Annotated in this window: 12 protein-coding genes; 10 read left to right on the top strand and 2 right to left on the bottom strand. The window is 40.6% G+C overall.

Annotated features, from left to right (window positions below; translation table 11 throughout):
- The 3 genes from WH214_RS05155 to WH214_RS05145 all read left to right on the top strand — a co-directional run bounded on the left by WH214_RS05155 (position 1) and on the right by WH214_RS05145 (position 4,690).
- The gene (locus tag WH214_RS05155) at positions 1–1,236 is read left to right on the top strand and encodes an efflux RND transporter periplasmic adaptor subunit (RefSeq protein ID WP_339422777.1); all 1,236 of its coding nucleotides are present in this window, start codon (positions 1–3) and stop codon (positions 1,234–1,236) included.
- A complete protein-coding gene (locus WH214_RS05150) occupies positions 1,226–4,372 on the top strand; it encodes an efflux RND transporter permease subunit (RefSeq protein WP_339422776.1) in 3,147 nt (1,048 codons plus the stop codon). The genes WH214_RS05155 and WH214_RS05150 overlap by 11 nt, the downstream gene beginning before the upstream one ends.
- A 204-nt stretch (positions 4,373–4,576) precedes the next feature.
- Positions 4,577–4,690 (top strand): hypothetical protein, encoded by a 114-nt coding sequence (locus WH214_RS05145; RefSeq protein WP_010326689.1) that lies wholly within the window; start codon positions 4,577–4,579, stop codon positions 4,688–4,690.
- A 116-nt stretch (positions 4,691–4,806) separates the two neighbouring features.
- Here the strand turns inward: WH214_RS05145 and WH214_RS05140 are convergent, their stop codons facing one another.
- Positions 4,807–6,900, bottom strand: coding sequence for a TonB-dependent siderophore receptor (locus WH214_RS05140; protein ID WP_339422775.1), 2,094 nt, complete (start codon positions 6,898–6,900; stop codon positions 4,807–4,809).
- Positions 6,901–7,308: 408 nt separating this feature from the next.
- Between WH214_RS05140 and WH214_RS05135 the strand changes: the two genes are divergently transcribed.
- Both WH214_RS05135 and WH214_RS05130 read left to right on the top strand, forming a co-directional pair.
- Positions 7,309–9,465 (top strand): TonB-dependent siderophore receptor, encoded by a 2,157-nt coding sequence (locus tag WH214_RS05135; protein ID WP_339422774.1) that lies wholly within the window; start codon positions 7,309–7,311, stop codon positions 9,463–9,465.
- Between the two features lie 274 nt (positions 9,466–9,739).
- Positions 9,740–10,447, top strand: a complete 708-nt coding sequence (locus tag WH214_RS05130) for an SDR family oxidoreductase (RefSeq protein WP_339422773.1) — start codon at positions 9,740–9,742, stop codon at positions 10,445–10,447.
- A gap of 85 nt (positions 10,448–10,532) precedes the next feature.
- On the opposite strand, the gene WH214_RS05125 is transcribed toward WH214_RS05130, so the two are convergent.
- On the bottom strand, positions 10,533–11,204 hold the full coding sequence (locus WH214_RS05125) for a TetR/AcrR family transcriptional regulator (protein WP_339422772.1): 672 nt from the start codon (positions 11,202–11,204) through the stop codon (positions 10,533–10,535).
- 251 nt (positions 11,205–11,455) lie between these two features.
- Here WH214_RS05125 and WH214_RS05120 point away from each other — a divergent pair, with 251 nt between their 5' ends.
- The 5 genes from WH214_RS05120 to WH214_RS05100 all read left to right on the top strand — a co-directional run bounded on the left by WH214_RS05120 (position 11,456) and on the right by WH214_RS05100 (position 21,059).
- The gene (locus WH214_RS05120) at positions 11,456–12,796 is read left to right on the top strand and encodes an LLM class flavin-dependent oxidoreductase (RefSeq protein ID WP_339422771.1); all 1,341 of its coding nucleotides are present in this window, start codon (positions 11,456–11,458) and stop codon (positions 12,794–12,796) included.
- Complete coding sequence (locus WH214_RS05115; protein WP_339422770.1) at positions 12,783–14,180, top strand: MFS transporter; 1,398 nt, start codon at positions 12,783–12,785, stop codon at positions 14,178–14,180. Before WH214_RS05120 ends, WH214_RS05115 begins: the two co-directional genes overlap by 14 nt.
- A gap of 215 nt (positions 14,181–14,395) precedes the next feature.
- Complete coding sequence (locus WH214_RS05110; RefSeq protein ID WP_339422769.1) at positions 14,396–16,819, top strand: TonB-dependent receptor; 2,424 nt, start codon at positions 14,396–14,398, stop codon at positions 16,817–16,819.
- A gap of 246 nt (positions 16,820–17,065) precedes the next feature.
- Positions 17,066–19,651, top strand: coding sequence for a TonB-dependent hemoglobin/transferrin/lactoferrin family receptor (locus WH214_RS05105; protein WP_339992967.1), 2,586 nt, complete (start codon positions 17,066–17,068; stop codon positions 19,649–19,651).
- A 349-nt stretch (positions 19,652–20,000) separates the two neighbouring features.
- Positions 20,001–21,059, top strand: coding sequence for an asparaginase (locus WH214_RS05100; protein WP_339422767.1), 1,059 nt, complete (start codon positions 20,001–20,003; stop codon positions 21,057–21,059).
- Positions 21,060–21,604 lie beyond the last annotated feature (545 nt).

The raw sequence follows: 21,604 nt of genomic DNA, 5'->3' as shown, positions 1-21,604 counted from the left end.
ATGCAACTAAAAAACCAATTTGGAAAAATATCACAGCCATTGATGATTGGGCTTTTGCTTCTAGTAACACTCCTTATTGCTATAGGAATTTGGTTTAGCTCAAAAGATAAAACCACCGATGAACATGCGCATGCCGAACATGAAGAATCTGAACACGCGGATGAGTCCGAGGCAGAAAAAGGACATGCCGAGGAAGGTGAAATTCAACTGACGGCACAGCAACTGACAGAGCAAGGCATTCAAATCGCTTCAGCTCAACAAGGTGTGGTGTCTCAAGTCACCGTTCTACCCGGAAAGCTTGTGGTTAATACCGATCAGCAAGCTCATATTTCGCCAAACTTTGGTGGGCATGTGGAACAGGTGAATGTTGAGCTTGGTCAAAACGTACAAAAAGGACAAACCTTAGCTGTATTGTCTGTCCCTGAACTGATCGATCAACAGGCCAATTTGCGGATGGCACAAGCCAGTTTGGATTTGGCACGTCAAGATTATCAACGTGAACAGCAGTTATGGTCACAGGGCATTTCTGCCAAGCAAGACTACCAACGAGCAGAAAATGCTTACCGACAAGCGCAGATTACTGTGCAATCGGTGCAAAGCCGTTTAAGTGCATTGGGTGCAACAGGTGGGGTAAATGGTCGTTTTGCCATTAAAGCACCCATTTCTGGTGTGATTAGCCAAAAAGATATCGTAGTGGGTGAAAACGTACAATTGGCCGATCAGCTTTTTGTGATTGAACAATTTAAAGAGTTATGGCTTGAGTTTAATCTGCCTGCTCAGTACTCAGGTCAGTTACAAGCCAATCAGAGTCTGACATTTAAGCCGAATGCTTCTGAGCAAAAATATGAAGCCATTATCCAAAGCTTAACCTCTCAAGCCGATGCACAAACAGGACGCTTGGTGGTACGTGCTAAATTAAAAAGCCAAGCGGCGGAACTACGTCCAAATGTTTTAGTGAATATCTTTTTAGACAATACTAGTTCAAAAACAGCGCTTCGCGTCCATAAAAGTGCTATTCAAAACATTGAAGGCCAAACTTCGGTATTTGTGGTCGACGCTGAACAAAAAGGACAAGTGCATTTGAAAGCGCAGCCCATTCAACTTGGGCAAGCTTCAAATGACGCTCAATGGGTGGAAGTGATTTCAGGCCTAACAGCAGGACAACGCTATGTCAGTCAAGGCAGCTTTGTCCTTAAGTCTGAACTAGAAAAAGGCGAGGCTGATCATGCACATTAATCATGATTTACCCAAGCCTGAGGGTTTGTTTGAACGAATTATTCAGTTCTCTATTCAAAATGCAATTTGGGTCATGCTCTTTGTCTGTACATGGATTGCGGTCGGAGTTTATAGCTATCAAAAACTGCCGATCGACGCAGTGCCCGATATTACCAATACGCAGGTACAAATTAATACCCAAGCCAATGGTTTTACCGCACTGGAGGTTGAGCAGCGGATTACCTATCCAATTGAAACTGCAATGGCAGGTATTCCCGATTTACAGCTGACACGTTCGATTTCACGTTATGGTTTGTCCCAAGTCACCATCGTATTTGAGGATGGTACAGACATCTATTGGGCACGCCAGCAGATTAATCAACGGGTACAAGAGGTCAAAGCGGACTTACCTAGCGATGTTTCCCCAACCATGTCACCAGTTTCGACAGGTTTAGGTGAAATTTATCAATGGGTCATTAAAGCCGAACCGAATGCCAAAAAAGCGGATGGTACCGCTTATAGCGCGATGGACTTGCGGGAGATCCAAGATTGGATCGTTCGCCCACAGCTGCAACGTGTTGCGGGGGTTGCAGAGGTCAACAGTATTGGCGGGTTTAACAAAACCTATGTGGTTGCTCCCAACTTAAACCGTATGCAGCAGTTGAATATTTCCTTAAGCCAACTACAAACCGCTTTACAGGAAAATAATGAAAACCGTGGTGCTGGTTATATTGAGGAAAATGGTCAGCAACTCACAGTGCGTGTTCCAGGGACACTCAACAGTCTTGCAGATATTGAAAATACAATGGTTGCCAGCCCAAATGGGAACCCCATTCGTGTCGCGGATATTGCGCAGGTTTCAATTGATCATGACCTCAGAACAGGAGGCGCAACCCATAACGGCGAAGAAACTGTACTCGGCATCGCTATGATGATGATGGGGGAAAACAGTCGAACGGTGTCTATAGCTGTAGATGCCAAAATTCAGGAGGTGCAAAGTAGTTTACCGCAAGGCGTTAGAATCGAAACAGTTTATGACCGCACCACGTTGGTGGAAAAAGCCATTAAAACAGTGCAAAAGAACTTGGTTGAGGGTGCAATCTTGGTGATTGTAATCCTCTTTTTATTCTTAGGTAATATTCGTGCGGCGTTAATTACAGCCTGTGTGATTCCACTGTCTATGCTGTTTACTTTAACGGGTATGGCACAACAGAACATCAGTGCCAACCTGATGAGTTTGGGTGCATTGGATTTCGGCATTATTGTCGACGGTGCAGTGGTAATTGTTGAAAACTGTATTCGCCGTTTAGCCCATGCACAACAATTACTCAAACGACCGTTAACTCAGTCGGAACGCTTTAAAGAAGTGTTTTTGGCAGCGCGCCAAGCCCGCCGTCCACTTATTTTTGGTCAGCTGATTATTTTGGTGGTGTATTTACCGATTTTTGCACTGACTGGTGTAGAAGCAAAAATGTTCCACCCAATGGCTTTGACGGTTGTACTTGCACTCGTTGCGGCCATTATTTTGTCGATCAGCTTTGTACCTGCGGCTGTCGCACTTTTTGTTAAAGGTGACATTAAAGAAACTGAAAGCCGTTGGATGCTGTGGCTAAAAGAGCGTTATCAGCGGGTATTGGACTGTGCCTATCAGTATAAAGCGGTGGTTTTGACCTTCGCATTGTGCTTATTGATGTTGACGGGATTACTTGCAACGCGTATCGGCAGTGAGTTTGCACCACAACTGAGTGAAGGTGACTTTGCTGTACAGCAACTGCGTTCCCCAAGCACTGGTTTAGAAGAATCACTTCGTATTCAGGAAAATACGGAAAAGCTACTTCTGAAAAAATTCCCTGAGATACACGCTATTTTTGCGCGGACAGGCACGGCTGAAGTGGCGACCGATGTAATGCCTCCAAATATTTCAGATGGTTACGTCATGCTGAAACCCCGTGATGCATGGCCAAACCCAAAAGAAACACTGGATGAACTGCGTAGCCGTATGCAGGCCTATTTAGCAACGTTACCTGGTAACAACAGTGAGTTTTCTCAGCCAATTGAACTGCGTTTCAATGAGTTAATTTCGGGTGTCCGCAGCGATGTCGGTGTCAAAATCTTTGGCGATGACATGCAAGTATTAAATACGGAAGCTGAAAAAATCAGTAAATTGATTCAGCAAGTTTCAGGCAGTACTGCAGTCAAAGTTGAACAAACGTCGGGTTTACCTTTGCTTAATGTGGAAATTGATAAAAGCTTTGCAGCGCAATATGGCTTAAGTGTCAAAACCATACAAGACTATGTGTCAGCAAGCATTGGCGGACAAAATGTTGGTGAAATTTTACAGGGTGACCGCCGCTTTGACTTTGTCATTCGACTCAGTGAACAAGACCGTACTGTCAATGGGATTGCGCAACTGCCAATACAGCTTCCGAACGGTGGCAGCATTTTACTCACCGATATTGCCACTGTAAAAATGATGGATGGCATCAACCAAGTCAGCCGTGAAAATGGCAAACGTCGTGTGATTGTCACGGCGAATGTGGAAGGTCGTGATTTGGGCTCTTTTGTCACAGAAGTACAAAGTCAGCTTAAGCAGTATCCGTTACCAAGTGGTTACTGGATTGAATATGGTGGTCAGTTTGAAAATCTGGCCTCGGCACAGGCTCGAATGCAGATTGTGATTCCACTGGCATTATTAACGATCTTTATTTTGCTGATGGCCGTTTTCCATAACATCAAAGAAAGCTTGCTTGTGTTCACTGGCGTTCCATTTGCTCTAACTGGTGGTGTGCTTTTCTTGTGGTTAAGAGACATTCCCTTGTCGATGTCGGCGGGCATTGGTTTCATTGCCTTGTCTGGCGTTGCCGTTTTAAATGGTTTGGTCATGCTGACTTTCATTAAAGAGCTAAGAGAGCAATACCGCTTACATGAAGCCGTTTGGCAGGGAGCGATTTTGCGATTAAGGCCTGTTTTAATGACCGCTTGTGTAGCGTCTTTAGGTTTTGTCCCAATGGCGCTTGCCACGGGCACAGGAGCAGAGGTTCAACGTCCACTGGCAACTGTGGTGATTGGTGGAATTATTTCTTCGACGTTATTGACCTTGGTGCTATTACCAGTGTTGTATCGTTGGATGAATGCAAAAAAAGAAACGAAAGTTTAATCCCTTAATCAGTTAAAGCATGGGGAGGCAAAATAGTCTCCTCATACTTTTTTATACTACTTGATATCAGTCTGACCGCTTTTGGGAGTTAAAATGGCAAAACTGTTATAGTCTGTTATATTTTATTCACAAAGAACTGTATCTGTCCTTTCGTATAGGAAACCTTAGAATAATGAATATAGATAGAGCGTTGAGGTATTGGAAATGAACTTTTTACTGAAAAAAAATAGAGCTTGGTTTGTATTCTTTATCATTACTTTATATTCGTTTCTTGGATTTTTTCTTGGATTTATCATTTGGGAATACTTTTTGAAGTAAGTACATAGTAACGCTAAAGAAAACTAAGGCAGCTAATACTTCAAAAAGTGATCTGAATCTTACTTTTCTGACTACCAGACTCAACTCCTAACGAGACAAGTCTGGTTTTTTAAACTTTAAAACTTCCATTGTACCGAGACAGATGCATTTAAAGGATCGCCCGGTTGAATCCACATATCGCTATAGCTTGCAACATAGTACGTTTCGTCTAAGAGATTGTGCACATTGAACTGATAGCGTAGCTGATCTGTTGGCGCATAATAAGCATTTAGATTCAACAAAGTATACTCAGGTAAGTTGAAGCCATTATCTGTACTGTGTCCACTACGTTTGCCCACATAGATTGCCGTTGCACCGAGTCCAACTTTGTCTGCATTAGCAAGGTTCCATTCATAGTTGCTACTGATAGAGCCGCTGTGCTTCGGCACATTGCTGAGTCGTGAACCTTTAGCAAGACTTTGGTCTTTTTCCACTTGAGCATCTGTGTAGCTATAATTGGCACGTATAGCGAATTGATCATTGAGTTGTGTCTCTAGATCGAGCTCTAGCCCCTTACTTGAGACTTCTCCAGCGGTGATTTGATAGTTACTATCTGCTGGATCTGTGGTTAAGACATTCTCTTTATCCATTTTAAAGAGGGCTAAACTCAGCAAACTCTGTGGGGTAATCTGATATTTCCCACCAATCTCATAGCTTTTGCCTTTTTCAGGGTTAAACACATCGCCGTTTCGGTCCATGCCACTGTTGAGTGCAAAGGATTCTCCATAGTTGGCGTACCATGACCAACGATCATTCAGTCGATAGTTTAAACCCAAGCGTGGACTGGTTTGTTGTAAATCCTTTTTATTGGATGTATCTGTAAGTTTATTTTGAAAGTCTTGAGTGATGTGATCAAAGCGCGCACCAAACAGCACACTCCATTGATCATTGAGGAAAATTTGATCTTGTAGATTCAGTGCAAAATAGCGTTGCTGTTCTTCGGTGTTAATGAAAAGTGGAAGCTCGGGTAAGTATTTTCCATAAATAGGATCATAGATATCAATACTATTTGGCACGCTACTACTGTGGTTTCGACGCAGTTGTAATTGACGATACTTCATCTGCCCAAGTTCAGTGCTCAAAAGTACTTCATGACGGGCCCAGTCTTGTTGGATCGTCCCAAGAACTTCAGTTTGAAAGAGAATGTCATCACTTTTATTGTCACGGTAGCGACGCTGGCGCTCTAATGTTCGTCCATCACTTTGAATACGACGAGGTTCACTGGAAAAGCCTTTGAGCTGAGTATCTTTCACACTGAAAGCATTATTCATTTTCCAGTCATCATTAAACTGATGTGCAAGTCGAAGCTGATAGAAATGATCTTTTTGAATATGATCACCATCATCAGGTTCGCCTGTAAATGTTTTAGGGTCCATCACAAATTGTTTTTGATAACTACTTACACCACGGTCGAAGGTTCCATCTTGTCGGGTAAATTCACTGTCAAAATCTAACTGGGTTGAATCTGAAATTTTCCATGTGAGTTGAGGGGAGAAAAACCAACGCTCACTCTGCACATGATCGCGAAAACTTTGGTTATCTTCATGTGAGATCGCAATACGATAAGCCACAGCATCACTGATTGGGGCAGTATGTTCAAAACTAGCACGGTATTTTTCTAAACTATTGGCACGTAAATTCACTTCTGAAGAACTTTCCCATTCAGGCTTTTTAGTGTTGATATTCAGTAGACCGCCAGCTTCCCCACGGCCATAGAGCGCAGCCATTGGGCCTTTTAAAAAGTCGAGGGATTCAATATTCACCATATCTCGCGGAGCACTGAGTCCACGGTTAACACTCAGGCCATTTCTGATGATTTGCGCCCCAATATTGGGGTCTGTACTAAAACCTCTAAATGAAAAGTTATCCCAAAAGCCGCCACCATAATTGGTTTGACTATAGACCCCGCTCACTTGCGTGAGTGCATCGTCAATACGTTGCACATCTTGTTGCTGAATTAATGCTTTGGATAACACACTTCGACTAAATGGCACGTCTAAAATGTCATGTGAAAACTTAGTCATTGCGGTACTTTGTTGAAGGTTTTCACCCTCAGTTTCGGCTTGTAATTGGATGGTCTGGAGTACTTCTGTTGAAGTTTCGGCCCAAGTGAAAGAACTCAGTAGGCTTAAATATATGCTTGAGGAAAAAAGAGAGAATTTATTCATCATGAAGTAGAGTAGTTTAGACTTTGTATTGTTATGTTATAACATTTTAATGGGTTTGTAGTTAAAAAATCACTCTAAAGTTGAAAAAATGTCTTAAAAAAATGAAATAAATCAACCTAAGCTTTTAGGTTCCAATCCACAATACAGTGTTTCAAGTCAGCTAAAATCCCAATACCATATGCTGTATCAAATACGACTAAAGGTATGGAACACAGATCAAAGTTATGATTTAAAATCAGGTGGTTAAACTATAAACTCAATTTCGAAATGTGAACGCTCAAAGCTATCGCCAGATAATTAAAAAAAAGCTGAGATATGTTGAATAATGTGCTTGTTCATTCTACAAAAATTGTGAATACTCATGCCGCAAAATTCAGGCTGTAAATTTATCTTTTGGGGTTAGCAACGACAGTGAAAACGTATCCATTTTCTCGTTTACAAAAAGCATTATTGGCGGTTGGTTCATTTTCATGTCTAGGACTGAACTCGGTATGGGTACATGCGGCAGAAGAGAGTGATGTGGAGCAACTCGCAACCATTACAACCACTGCCCAGACTGAACAACTGGCTTATTATCAGCCCAAGGTTAATTTGTCTGGGTTTGGTCAGCAAAACCTTGCAGCAATTCCTGCATCTATTAACACCATTACTACTGAACTAATCGCAGATCAACATGCGAAAACACTGAGCGATGTGGTAAAGAACGATGCGTCCGTTGGGGATGGCTATGCACCCATTGGTTACTATGCCAACTTTGTGATGCGTGGATTTAGCTTAAATGCGGGATCAAGTTATTTACTGAACGGTAATTTGCTACGCGGTGAGCAAAATGTAGCGCTTGAAAATAAAGAGCAAGTTGAAATCCTAAAAGGCATGAGTGCGATTCAAAGTGGGATGTCAACGCCGGGCGGTGTGGTGAACTATGTGAGCAAACGCCCCCAAGATGTCCAGTCTTTAACCCTTGAAGCAGACAGTCATGGCGGCAGCCGTGTGGCGACTGACCTTGGTGGATGGTTTGGAGACAATCAACAATTTGGTTATCGCGTGAATGCAGCTTATGAAGATATTCACCCCTATGTTGAACACGCCGATGGAAAACGTTTGTTTGGCTCCTTGGCTTTAGACTGGAAAATTTCAGATCGTTCAAAACTTGAATTTGATCTTGAATCACAGCGTCAAAAACAGCGTTCGGTACCTGGTTATCAGCTACTTGGTGGTGAAACTGTACCGACAGGAGTGGAATGGGATCGTTTACTGGGCTATCAAAACTGGAGCAAACCAATCACCAATGAAAGTCTAAATACGAGTCTGAAATATAGCTATCAAATCAATGAGAATTGGAACGGCAATTTGTCTGCTTCACAAAGCCGTGTGGTCGTAGATGATTACTCAGCCTTTGCCTACACCTTTGGCACTGATGGTAACTATGACATTTATGATTTCCGTAGCCCAGATGACAGTTATCTAACCAATCAATTTAAAACAGGCTTAAACGGAAAATTCAACACTGGAGCATGGCAACATAACCTGAGTTTAGAATTGTCACATGCCTACAAACGCCATACTCAGTATGATGCAATCAACGAATGGATAGGTTCAGGAAATATTTATAATGATCCTATTAGCTATACGCCTACGGACAAAGCCTTAGGTAATCATTACAAATCTTTAGATAGTCAACAAACAGCCCTCAACCTGTTGGATCAAATTGAATTTAATGATACTTGGTCAGTTTTGCTGGGCGGTAGGCTTTTACATTTAAATGAAAGTGCCTATGCTGCGGGTGGCAACAGTATTCGTGACACTGACTTCAATCGGTTCTTGCCACAGCTCGCGTTGATGTATCAGCCTTGGCAGAACACTCATCTGTATGCTTCTTATGCCAAAGGAATCAGCGACGGCAGTCAAGCGCCGTGGTCCGCCTATGGTAATCCGGATAAAGGCATCGTAGGAAATGCCTTTGAAACTTTAGCACCAAGACGCTCAACTCAATATGAGTTAGGTCTTAAACAGCAATGGCAAGAGCTACTATTTACTGCCGCTTTGTTTGACTTAACACAAGACCATCAATATACCAACTTAGACAATTACTATGTCACCGATGGTGAACAGCATAATCTAGGTTTGGAATTGGGCTTGCAAGGTCGCGTTGCTGAAAATCTAGATATGACATCGACTTTGGCTCTGACCCGTTCACGTTTGGAAGATATACAGGTCGATGCTTATAAAGGACATCAAACTCAAAATGTACCGACGGTTCGTTTTGCCAATCATGTGTCTTATCAAATGCCTCAAGTAGAAGGTTTACGTTTACTCGCAGGTATGCAATACAGCAGCAGTAAATACGCCAACAAAACAGGGACGGTTAAAGTTTCAGGCTATACCGTATTCGATGCAGGTGCAGCTTATAACTTCCGTGCTTATGGTTATGACAATATGCTACGCCTGAATGTGGACAACCTGTTCAATAAAAAATATTGGCGAGATGCAGGAAATTTCTTCGGGGATGACTATTTATTTCTGGGTACACCGCGTACAGCACAATTTTCATGGACTGTGAACTTCTAAACAGAAATCGCTAGGTTTTAGGTTTTCTAAATTCTCCAATGTTGGGTCGTCGGAAAACCTATTACTAGTGTGCTTGATGTTAGATGTGGACTTATTCATTGACATAATGATGACGGTTGAATAAGTCTACAGAAATAGGTTTGTATAAAAAATTCTTACTGCACTATGATCAAAGCGAATTCTTAAGTTTGTGAATCAATATCCCAAAGCACTCTTTGAGGGTTTGATCTCAAGCGTTTTTACACCTTGAGTTATCGTGATAGAGGAACATTTTATGTATGATAAGAATAAACGCGCAATCGTGGTTGGTGCTTCAAGAGGGATTGGTCTAGGTCTAGTTAGAGAGTTGCTCAATCAGCACTGGCATGTTATTGCGACCATCCGAGACATAACCCAAGTCTCTACAGGGTTGAATCAACTGCTCTCTGAGTATCCAGACAGACTTGAATTAACCGAATTAGATTTAAGCTATGTACAAACGGCAGACCGTTTACTTAGTAAATATCATGAAAAATCAATCGATCTACTGTTGGTTTCTGCGGGTATTCTTGGGCCAGAACATCAACGCGTTGAGCAATGCACGCCCAATGAGATTGCCAATCTGTTTTGGGTAAATAGTATTGCACCCGTGACGATTGCGAGAAAACTTCTTCCTTTGATGAAAGAAAAGAGTGTCATTGCTTTTATGAGTTCTCGCATGGGAAGCGTTGCTTTAAACGATGATGGAAGTATGGAGCTGTATCGCGCAAGCAAGGCTGCTCTCAACAGTATCACACGTGGCTTTGCGATAAATGAGGCAATTCCTGCCCAAATAGGCGTGCTGAACTTACATCCAGGTTGGGTTCAAACTGAAATGGGCGGAAGCCATGCACCCATCAGCGTGAAGGAAAGCACAACAGGCATTATACGTGTGGTTGAAGATTTTATTGGCAAGAATGAACAACAGTTTGTCGACTTTCAAGGTCAAGAAATAGCATGGTAATAACCGCAGCCTAAATAATAATATGCAGTTCCTCACTCTTTGAGGGACTTCATATTGCTTTCATCCTAAATAAAATAACAATATGCTAAAAAGTGCGATAACCATTTAAAAATAGTCGTACCGTATTTTGAATATTTTCTTGCAACTGTTCTGTATTGGGTAAATAGGACTCATCTCTAAGCAAATAATAATGCCCAAAAACACATAACTGAATAAATTGAATCGTTGCAGTACCCACATTTTCAAGGTGATAACCATCCTGCTGATTAAGCTGCTCTAAGAACTCTTCAACAGGTTGACGACTTTGCATCATGAGGCTATTGATCATATCGGACAACTCTTGAATGCGTTGTACTTCAGGAATTGTTATCCGTATTAAACGTATATTTTCCAAAGAAAACCAACGTGTCGCAATAAATATACCGAGTTCATATAAACTTTCTGCATTCACTGTTTTATTTTTAGACCAGTCACGTATATCATCAATATATTGCTTAACCCCAGCTTGAATCACAGCAATAAATAAATTGGTTTTATTTTGATACTGCCTATAAATGGTCAGTTTTGAAACCTGTGCTTTTTTAGCGATTCCTTCAATACTGCTGGCCTGAAAGCCATTTTCTAAAAAAGAAATAGAGGCAATTTTTAATAAGTGTTGGTGTAATGCTTCAGAATCCTGTCGTGTAGGGCGTCCCGTCAAAACCTTTTTTAATTTTTTACAATCATTCGTCATCTGGCTGGCTTTTTGATACGTCATCTAATACTTCCATTAAAAGGGCATTTAAAAGAATAATCAATCTGTCCGCGCATAATGTTGAGGAAAACTATATATGAACAATGAATAACATTATGCCGATTAATTATTTTTGATTTGAATATATTTCTCTTATTTTTAAAACATAAGTAAACGACATCGTTTACTTAGATTCTTATTATCAAATATCAAAAAATGATCAAGAAATTTGAGAATTTGTAATTTAAGTAAGCTCAAAATTATGTGAGAAAAACATGAGTAAACCAAAGAGACAAATAAAATTAGGGGCTTTTTTGCAAAGTGTGGGGCATCATCTAGCTGCTTGGCGACATCCAGATGTCAATCCAGAAGATGTGACCAGTCTAGAACATTTAAAGAACTTGGCAAAAATTGCTGAGCAAGGCAAGTTTGATGCTATTTTTTTCGCAGATGGCTTAGGTTGGCCACAAGCTGCCTCTCATTTATTGGCCAAAGGTGCACCTGCGTACTATTGGGAACCCCTAACAGTTTTATCCGTGCTGTCTCAAGTGACGGAGAAAATTGGCTTAATTAGCACCATCTCAACGTCATACCTACCACCGTTCCATTTAGCCCGTTTATTTGCATCTCTAGACCATATTAGCCAAGGGCGTACAGGTTGGAATTTAGTGACCTCAGGTACTGATTTTGAAGCCAAAAATTTTAATTTAAATGAGCAAACAAAGCACAATGAACGTTATTTGCGTGCACGTGAATATGTCGATGTAGTAAAAGGTTTATGGGATAGTTTTGATGATGATGCCTATTTATTCGATAAGACCTCGGGTCATTTTTTCGATGCAGAGAAATTACACTATTTAAACCATCAGGGTGAGTACTATTCAGTCGCTGGGCCATTACAGTCTGCACGACCTGTACAAGGCTATCCTGTTATCGTGCAAGCAGGCTCATCGGAAGATGGTCGTCATTTAGCAGCAGAGACTGCCGAAGTTGTATTTACGGCACAACAAACTTTAGAAGGTGCTCAGGCTTTTTATCAAGATATTAAAGTACGTGCAGCAGCTTTTGGACGTGATGCTGAAAGCATTAAAGTCATGCCGGGTATTATGCCAATCGTGGCGGGAACTTATGAGCAAGCACTGGAAAAATTTGAACAATTACAGTCCTTAATTGATCCAGAAGTGGGCGTTGGTTTGTTGTCTGCATTTTTAGGCAATATCGATTTTTCTAAATACTCTTTGGATGATTTGGTTCCTGAGTTTCCTATCACAGAAGGTTGGCAAAGCCGACAGCAACTCTTAATAGATTTAGCTCGCCAAGAAAACTTAACCATTCGTCAACTGTATAAAAAAGTCGCTGGGGCAAGAGGGCATAAAATTTTGATTGGCACTGCCAGTCAAATTGCTGATGAGTTAGAGAACTGGTTTAACAATGGTGCCGCAGATGGCTTCAATATTTTGGCACCTACATTTCCACATGGTTTAACAGACTTTGTTGAACAAGTCATTCCAGAATTACAACGCCGTGGCTTGTTTCGAGAAGAATATGAGGGGACGACCTTACGTGAACACTTAGGCTTAACCCGCCCACGGAGCCAATACCATGACGCAGCTTAACCTTAAACATGTGGAAGTAGAACCCGCCGAATTTGCTAAAGTTGAGCAACCCACTCTCGACTATTTGTTTGGACGCAAGGTCACAGCGAAAGTCTTTTTTCTACTGTGTTTATTGATGGTTTTTGACTTTGCTGATCGGATGATTATTGCCAGTATTCTGCCATATATACAAAAAGACTGGGGTATTAGTGATGCACAGGCAGGTTTACTGAGTTCTATTTTGACTTTGGGCATGGTTTTGTTTGCTTTTCCAGTATCACTGCTAATTGAACGCTATGGCCGTATTAAAGTTGCCAGTTTGATGGGGATATTCTGGGGTATTGCGTCTGCTTTAGGTGCATTCAGCTCTAGCTTTTCTCAGTTAGCTACCACACGTTTTTTTGTGGGTGTAGGTGAGGCGGCATATGCTCCAGCTTCATACTCTTGGATAAGTACTGCATTTCCGCGCCGTCGATTACAACTAGCACTCGGTCTCTTTTCTGCCAGTCAACCGATTGGTATGGCTGTTGGCATTGCATTTGGTGGCTATGTTGCACAGCATTATGGTTGGAGGCATGCGCTGGGCTTACTTGCGATTCCTGGAATAGCCGTTGCACTTCTGCTATATCGCGGCCGTGATTATAAAAGTGTTTTGCTCCCTAAACAGGCTGTAGAAACAAGACAGAACCAACCTGAAACCGCTGGTTCAGCAGAATCTTTTGCTTTAACACCTCCATCTCGTTGGGCGTTGCTCAAGCAGAATTGGGACACGATTCGGCATACACCTTCGTTATTACTGACTTATGTCACTATGGCGGTCGTGACCTTGCAGTGGATTCCTGTGGTGTTCTTTTTGCCAAGTTATTTGCATCGGGTTCATCATTTGGAATTGGCACAGGCCTCTCTTATGACCAGTGCATTTTTACTGGTGGGTATTATTACTTTGCCACTCGGTGGCTGGGTTTTAGACCAATTAACGCATCGGTTTTTCAAAGCAAAATTCTACGTTTCACTGGTTGGCTATGCTTTAGCTACAGTATTTTATGCAATTGCCTTTGGTTTTTTGACGGATTTAAAACTGCAATTCAGTTTGATCGTCCTCGCTGGAGCAGTTTTAAGTTTCTGTAGTTCTGGCCCATTGAGCTTAACTCAAGAATTGGTTCCCGTGTCTGCTCGAACCTTGTCAGGCACAACTTCTGTGATGACCATCCACTTATTGGGTTCGATTCCGGGGCCATTTATTGCAGGTCTGATTTCAGATACGTATGGAATCTCTGCTGCACTTACCGTGCTGCCTATTCTCAGTGGGGTTATAGCACTCGGGTTATTGGCTGCTGCTTTGTACTTTTACCCTAAAGATATTGCCAAAGTTAAGCACAATGATTTGGAGCTCTTAAAGTCATGATCCTTCGACCAGCTTTTCTATTCATCACACCGATGTCATGGACACGAAATTTGCTGCGTGAGCGATGTTGCTAAGCACTTAAATTTTCCAAAAAACCTTTATTTGTCAATTAAACATTATTTTTCAATAGAAAAGTAATAGAGATTTTTTTGACTTTAAAAATGAACCATTTTCACAGTCTATGGACTTAAAACACAATTTTTTCGGGGTAAATCATGAGTTTAAATATATTGAAAGCAGCAGGATTTCGCATGGTTGCATCGCGACCATTTATATTAACCACGTTGTCTGTTGCAATTGCGGCAGCATCACAATGCCTTTATGCAGAAGAATCACAGACTGAAGTTGAAAAAGCAAAAGTCAGTGAGCAAAATGTAGATGCGATTCAACTAGAGGCTGTCACAGTTACTGCGCGTAGACGGGTTGAAAGTGAGCAGAAAGTTCCTGCACCGATTACCGTGCTGAAAGGCAAACAACTGGAAGAAGCAAAGATTTATCAGGTACAAGATTTACAACAGCAACTCCCAAACTTCACCTCACAATTTATTCATGCACGGCAGTCTAGTGTGGCTGTACGAGGAATTGGTAACAATACCGCGAATGAAGGCTTGGAAGGTAGCGTCGGCATTTACTTGGACAACGTCTATTTAGGGCGACCTGGTCAAGCGGTTTTTGACCTATTAGATATTGAACAAATTGATTTACTGCGAGGACCGCAAGGAACCTTATTTGGTAAAAACACCACTGCGGGCGTTTTAAATATTACCTCAAAGCAGCCCATTTTTGATCAAGAAGGGAGTGCTGAGATTTCGGTAGGTGAGCGCGGCTATAAACAAGCTAAAGCGACTATCAATCAACCTTTGTCTGATACTGTAGCCGTTCGATTATCAGCTTATGGGACGCATGATGATGGCTGGGTTGAAAATACCCACACAGGTGAAGATCTCAATGAAATTAACCGTTTTGGTGCGAGAGGACAGCTTTTATACAAACCCGATGATGCTTTTAGTCTAAGAATTATTGCTGAGCATAATCAGGAAGATTCGAGCACAGGTTCTTTAGTGCCATATAGCTTTGCACCTTGGAATCCGAATGGCAATCCAGCCAGTTATTTACCTTTGGGTGTGGCGGGTTCTAATGCAACGACCTATGCAGAGCGTGCGAAATTGCTCGGTGCAAAAAATATAGACCGTAATCCCTATGATTATAAGGTTGACTTCGATGCCGAACAGCAATCCAAAGTAGACCAAAGTGCTGCTTCGGCAGAAGCCAATTGGTTATTTGACAATGGCTTTAAGCTAACTTCGATTACAGCATGGCGAGATTGGAATTTTAAACCTAAGAATGATTTAGACTTTACCCCTTTAGATGGCATTACAGGAGGTTTTGAAGTTGAACAAGATCAATTTTCTCAAGAAGTTCGCTTAGCTTCACCAAGTAATGACACTTTCGACTATGTCGTGGGTGGCTATTATTTCTATCAAGATATTACCAGTAACAACGCTTATCGTACGGGGGCGGATGCTGCATCACTCACAACGGCCTATCCCAACAATGCCTATCTTTCAGGTACAGGTCGTTCAACCACAGACAGTTATGCTTTGTTTGGTCAGTCGACTTGGCATGCGACAGACAAGTTTGATTTAACCACAGGGCTACGTTTAACTTCTGAGCGTAAAAGTGGTGAAGTGAATCAAAATAACGTCGAGCCCATTATTTATGCACCGCTTAGCCCTTTATTTAGAGCATTTAACTCTGGAACGCTATCAAGGAAGGATGACAGCATTTCTGGCTTAGTGACAGCAAGCTATGCGTTTAAACCTAACATTTTAGGTTTCGCGACCTTCTCTACGGGAGAAAAATCAGGTGGATTTAACATCAACAGTGTTGCCACACCTGCTGCCATTTTAGGTAATAATGCTTTGAATATTGACTCAGAAAAAGCTGAGAATATTGAAATCGGGCTAAAAACCACGTGGTTAGATCAGCGTTTATATGCAAATATCAATGCCTTTTATACCAAAATTAAGGACTATCAGGCAGTCACCAATATTGCGCTAGGTAATCAGTTTGTGGGCTTACTGACTAACGTTGGAGACTTGACCAGCCAAGGTGTTGAAATTGATTTAAAAGCGAAACTGAGCCGTCAATTCGCCCTAAATTTTAATGCCGCATATACCGATGCAACATTTGACTCAGGCACAGCACCGACACCTTTTGAAGAGTTTAATGGTGCAGGTGGGACCAGCGATAGCGGCTATGGTAAGGGTTACCGTGATATTTCGGGCAATCGTGTCAATGGAGCAGCACGTTGGACGGCAAATTTAACTGTTCAGCATCAGCATGACGTATTTGCCAATGCACAGCACTATAGTTTAGTTAACTATGGTTGGCGTTCAGAGACTTTTGCAGATGTGAATAATTCAATTTATTCTAAAATTCCAAGTTATGGGGTGCTGAATCTAACCACTGGTATTCGCATTCCACATGGTAAAAATGACGTTGATATATCGCTCTGGGCAAAAAATGCCTTAGATAAGCATTACTACTTAGGTTTGGTTAATTCTGGAAATGGCGTATATACAGGTTCTGCTGCACAACCACGAACAGTTGGGGCAAGTATTAAATATAGTTTTTAATACCATAAAGATAACGAACATAAGTTTAGGTAGCTAAACGCGGCTTAATCATCACCTTGTATATTCTAAAAGTATGCAAGGTGTTTTATCAAGATTCAGTGTTTATTAAGATTTCAAATCTGCTTAAAAGCATTTATATAGAAAAAACTGCGTCTTTTTTTCATTTGATTCGTCTTATATAGCTTAGAACATATTTTAAATATGAAAAGTCTCATACTTTTCATTGAGCTTTGGGTGACCTGAAAAATGCCACAGTTTTTATACTGGAATTCCATAAAACCGTTTGCTTTGACTGCTACAGTGCTGGCCGTTACAAGTTTGATGAATATACAAACTCATGCTGCGAGTGAACATAAAGCCTCTTATTATCAAGTTCAAACAGGTACACTTACTCAAGCTCTGAACAATGTTGCCCAGCAAGCCAATGTATCTGTGTTATTTAATCCGACTAGAACCAATTTGTATCAAGTAAAAACCATTCAGGGGCAGTATACCTTAGATCAACTTTTAGAACGTTTAATTCAGAATACACCGTTTAAATTACAAAAAACGGTATCTGGATATGTGTTAATTGAAATGCCCTCAGTTGAACAAGTAAATGTCATTGAGACAAATCAATCAAATCTAGCGAAGAATTCTTTGTCAAATACGATTCCGGATAATCAAATTTATCAAATGCCCGCAATCGTACTAGAAGCTGAAAAAGAAGATACAGTCAAGTTTGGACAAAGTGTCTTAAACCAAAAAGCGATTGATCGCTATCAAGCCAATAATGTTGCTCAACTCTTAGATCACATGCCAAGTGTTAGCTCTGCTGGATCACCTCGTCCAGGTGGACAAACCATTAATATTCTTGGTCGGGGCGGAGTTGCCGATGTTCCTATTACCTTAGATGACTCAGTTAAAAGTTTTGATAAATACCGACAAGGTTCCGTTTTTATTGAGCCTGAAATTCTAAAGAAAATAACGGTAGACAAAGGACCACACAATGTTGAAGTCGGGAATGGCGGCTTTGGTGGTAAAGTGACATTAGAAACAAAAGATCCTGCTGATCTACTAGGTGAAAATAAAAGTATTGGAGCATTTGTAAAATATTCACGCTTTTCCAATAACAGTCAAAATACCTATACAGGCGCCGTGTATGGCAGAGCTGACAATGGTTTGGTTGATGGATTGTTTTACTATACAAATCGGGACAGTGGAGATGTAAAACGTCCAGATGGCAGTAAGTTTTTATATTCTGCTCAGGAACAAGATACATATTTGGCTAAATTTAATTTTTATCCTGCCGATGGACATAAAATTTCTTTAAATGCCATGCGAAGTGGTCATGAAGGGTGGGAACCTTTTGCCGCCATGCGTGACCAAGATGCTGTACCAAGCCAAGCAGATATTGCAAAATATGGTTACGATGAAGCATGGAAACGGCGATTGGTTTATCGTGATCAAAAAGATACCAGTTATTCTGCTGGCTACGAATTCAACCCAGAATTTAATCCTTATATTAACTTCAAAGCAGTGGCCTCCTATTCAAAAACTTTTCAGCACGATAAGCGACTACCGAGTGTCAATGGTTCATCAGCAACCTTAGGCAATGAAAGTTGGGTGAATTATACTAATACTGCATTAAAAATGAGTAATATCAGCGATATAGATTCAAAATATGGTCGTCACAAATTAAAAGTTGGCGCGCAATATCAAAAAATGGAGCAAAACTCTTTGATTTTTGATAAGAGCAATGCATCTAAACCTGATTACAACTTTGGTTATTACGAACCAAATTATATGCCTGCTGGTGATCAGCAAATGCTGAGTGCCTTTGTTGAAGATCAGTACCAGTTTAATAATATTATTATCACGCCATCGTTACGTTACGATCATATTGTCAATAATGGGAAACCAAATCGAGCATCGCGATATAACGATCCGCTGGCAGGGCATGATTATTCAACTAAAACCTATACCGGTTGGTCTCCACGTTTAGCCATGTCTTGGGCACAAACGGATAACTTAACTTGGTTTGCCAATGTCAGTAAAACATGGCGCGCTCCACGCGTGGATGAGCAATACTATGTTCAGTCAGCAGCCACAAATGTTTCTGCTACGAGTCGTTATTTACTTCCTGAAAAAATGCTCGCTGTCCGTATAGGCAATGAAATGAATTTTGATGATCTGTTTACAGATGATGATCATCTACAAGTTCGTTTAACCTATCACCGCAACCGCGGCTCTGATGAAATATTTCGAAACCGTTCAACATTTTGCCAAGCCCAAGCAGAGAATAATGCAAATACAGGGACTGGAAGCATCAGCGATTGCAATGGTAATTATCATCACGGTTTCTACCGCAATGTCACCGATTACACAATCAAGGCATATGAAGCTGAAGTCTTCTATAACCAGCCGACTTGGTTTACAGGTTTAACCTATTCTTATATTCGGGGGCAACGAGACAACTCCCCAGTAAATCCTTGGTTTGATCAAAAAACATGTATCACATATATACCACAAAAAAACGCGACCGCAACTTTGGGGGTAAACGTTCCAGAACACCACTTAACCATGGGATGGAGAGGGATTTTTGTTGCAGCACAAGATAGAAGCTTGTCTGATAATGATAAGTCGATAGCTGCATCTTCATTTTCGTTACCCAAAACCAAGGGATATTCATTACACAGCGTATATGCAGATTGGCAGCCAATTGGGGAAAAAGGGCCTGTATTAAATTTCTCGATCGATAATCTGTTTAATAGAGACTACAAAATGTATTTAGGTGAGTATATGACCGGTACGGGTCGAGATTATAAGTTAAGTATTTCTCAGAAGTTCTGATGTATATCAGTCAGATATCGCAATAGATATTTTATGGAGTGAATAGTTTTCTTCTGGAAGCTATTCATTCCAAGTGTTAAATAAGAGTCTAATTACCTCAGCATTACTTACAAAGCAAAATACGTTATTCAAACAGCACTCGCTAAACGAAAATAGGTTTACGACTTTTTTTGATGCAATATTTATCTAAAGTAGCGCTATTTATTAAGATAGAAGCTGATTGATCGTATTTAAGAAATATGAGCGACACAAAACACAATTTCTACATCTATACAATCCTATCTTTTTCCAGTAATTTTACTATGGTATGAAAAATGCTAAGAATAAAATGACTCAAAAAGGATGACCTATGAAAAAAATGATTTCAGCTTTGACATTAAGTTTAAGCCTATTACTCCCATGTGCAGCATTTGCCAAAAATAATGTCGTTGTTGTCGCTACTGGTGGAACGATTGCAGGTGCTGGAGCAAGTTCTACCAATAGTGCAACCTATACTGCGGCAAAAGTTCCTGTGGATACATTATTAAATGCGGTTCCCCAGATTCAAAACCTTGCCAATGTGACTGGTGTGCAGGCAATGCAAGTTGCATCAGAAAGTATTACGGATAAAGAATTATTATCCCTTGCACGTCAAGTCAATGACTTACTTAAAAAGCCTGATGTGAATGGTGTCGTGATTACACATGGAACAGACACACTAGAAGAAACCGCTTTCTTTTTAAATTTAGTGATCCATTCAGACAAGCCGATCGTATTGGTCGGGTCAATGCGTCCAAGTACTGCACTTTCTGCTGATGGCCCATTGAACCTTTATAGTGCGGTTGCACTTGCTGCCGACGATAGTGCAAAAGGTAAAGGAACTTTTGTGCTCATGAATGACGACATTTTTGCAGCACGAGATGTTTCAAAAACAATTAATATCCATACCAATGCATTTATGAGCCAATGGGGTGCACTCGGGACCTTAGTCGAAGGAAAACCATATTGGTTCAGAAACACAGCGAAACGTCATAATAAGAGCTCAGAATTTAATATTGAAAATATTAAAGGCGATAGCTTACCGCTGGTACAAATTGTTTATGGTTCAGGCAATATGTTGCCGGATGCATACACAGCTTATGCTAAAGCAGGGGCAAAAGCTATTATTCATGCAGGTACAGGGAATGGTTCTGTAGCTAATTATATTGTCCCAACATTAACAGACCTACAAAAACAAGGTGTGCAAATTATTCGTTCATCTCGCGTACCTCAAGGTTTTGTTCTTAGAAATGCAGAACAACCAGATGACAAATATGGTTGGGTGGTCGCACATGATCTTAACCCGCAAAAAGCTAAATTACTTGCTGCACTTGCTTTAACAAAAACAAAAGATGCAAAGGAAATTCAGCGCATTTTTTGGGATTACTAAACTCAATAACTGTGAACATGCGTAGTAACGCTTTTCACCTAAGCACCTTAAAATTTTAAGGTGCTTTTTGATTTTGCATTAAAAAATAACACAGCAGACCAATAAATACCAACCACATCACATTTATAAAGATAGGTTCGTGTTGCTATCATTTCTATTATGAGCAAGCCACATCCAACTAATAAGATTTTTAATAGACTACGCTTTATATGATTTTAATAATTATGGACCAATTTAAATATAAACTAAATGATTAAGAAAAATAATTAATTTTGTACTACTTTAATCAATAAAACCAATAAGAAGGCAGGTAACAGCTATAAGCATGTCACCTTGCAACTGACATTATATTAAAAATGATTCAATCAAAGTGCTATTGCACAGTATAATAATAAAATTTTCGAACTGTTTTTAACAGCATTTTTAGCTATATCCTCACTCTTTCCTCGCTTTAAGATTTTGCATCAACATGATTTAAAAATTATATCTTTATGAAAATTAAGTATATTTTTTAATGTATTGAATATTATTTCAAATAATTATAA

The organism is Acinetobacter sp. MYb191 (genome assembly GCF_037572605.1).
GTDB lineage: Bacteria > Pseudomonadota > Gammaproteobacteria > Pseudomonadales > Moraxellaceae > Acinetobacter > Acinetobacter johnsonii.
This window is presented reverse-complemented; position numbering and strand designations above follow the sequence as displayed.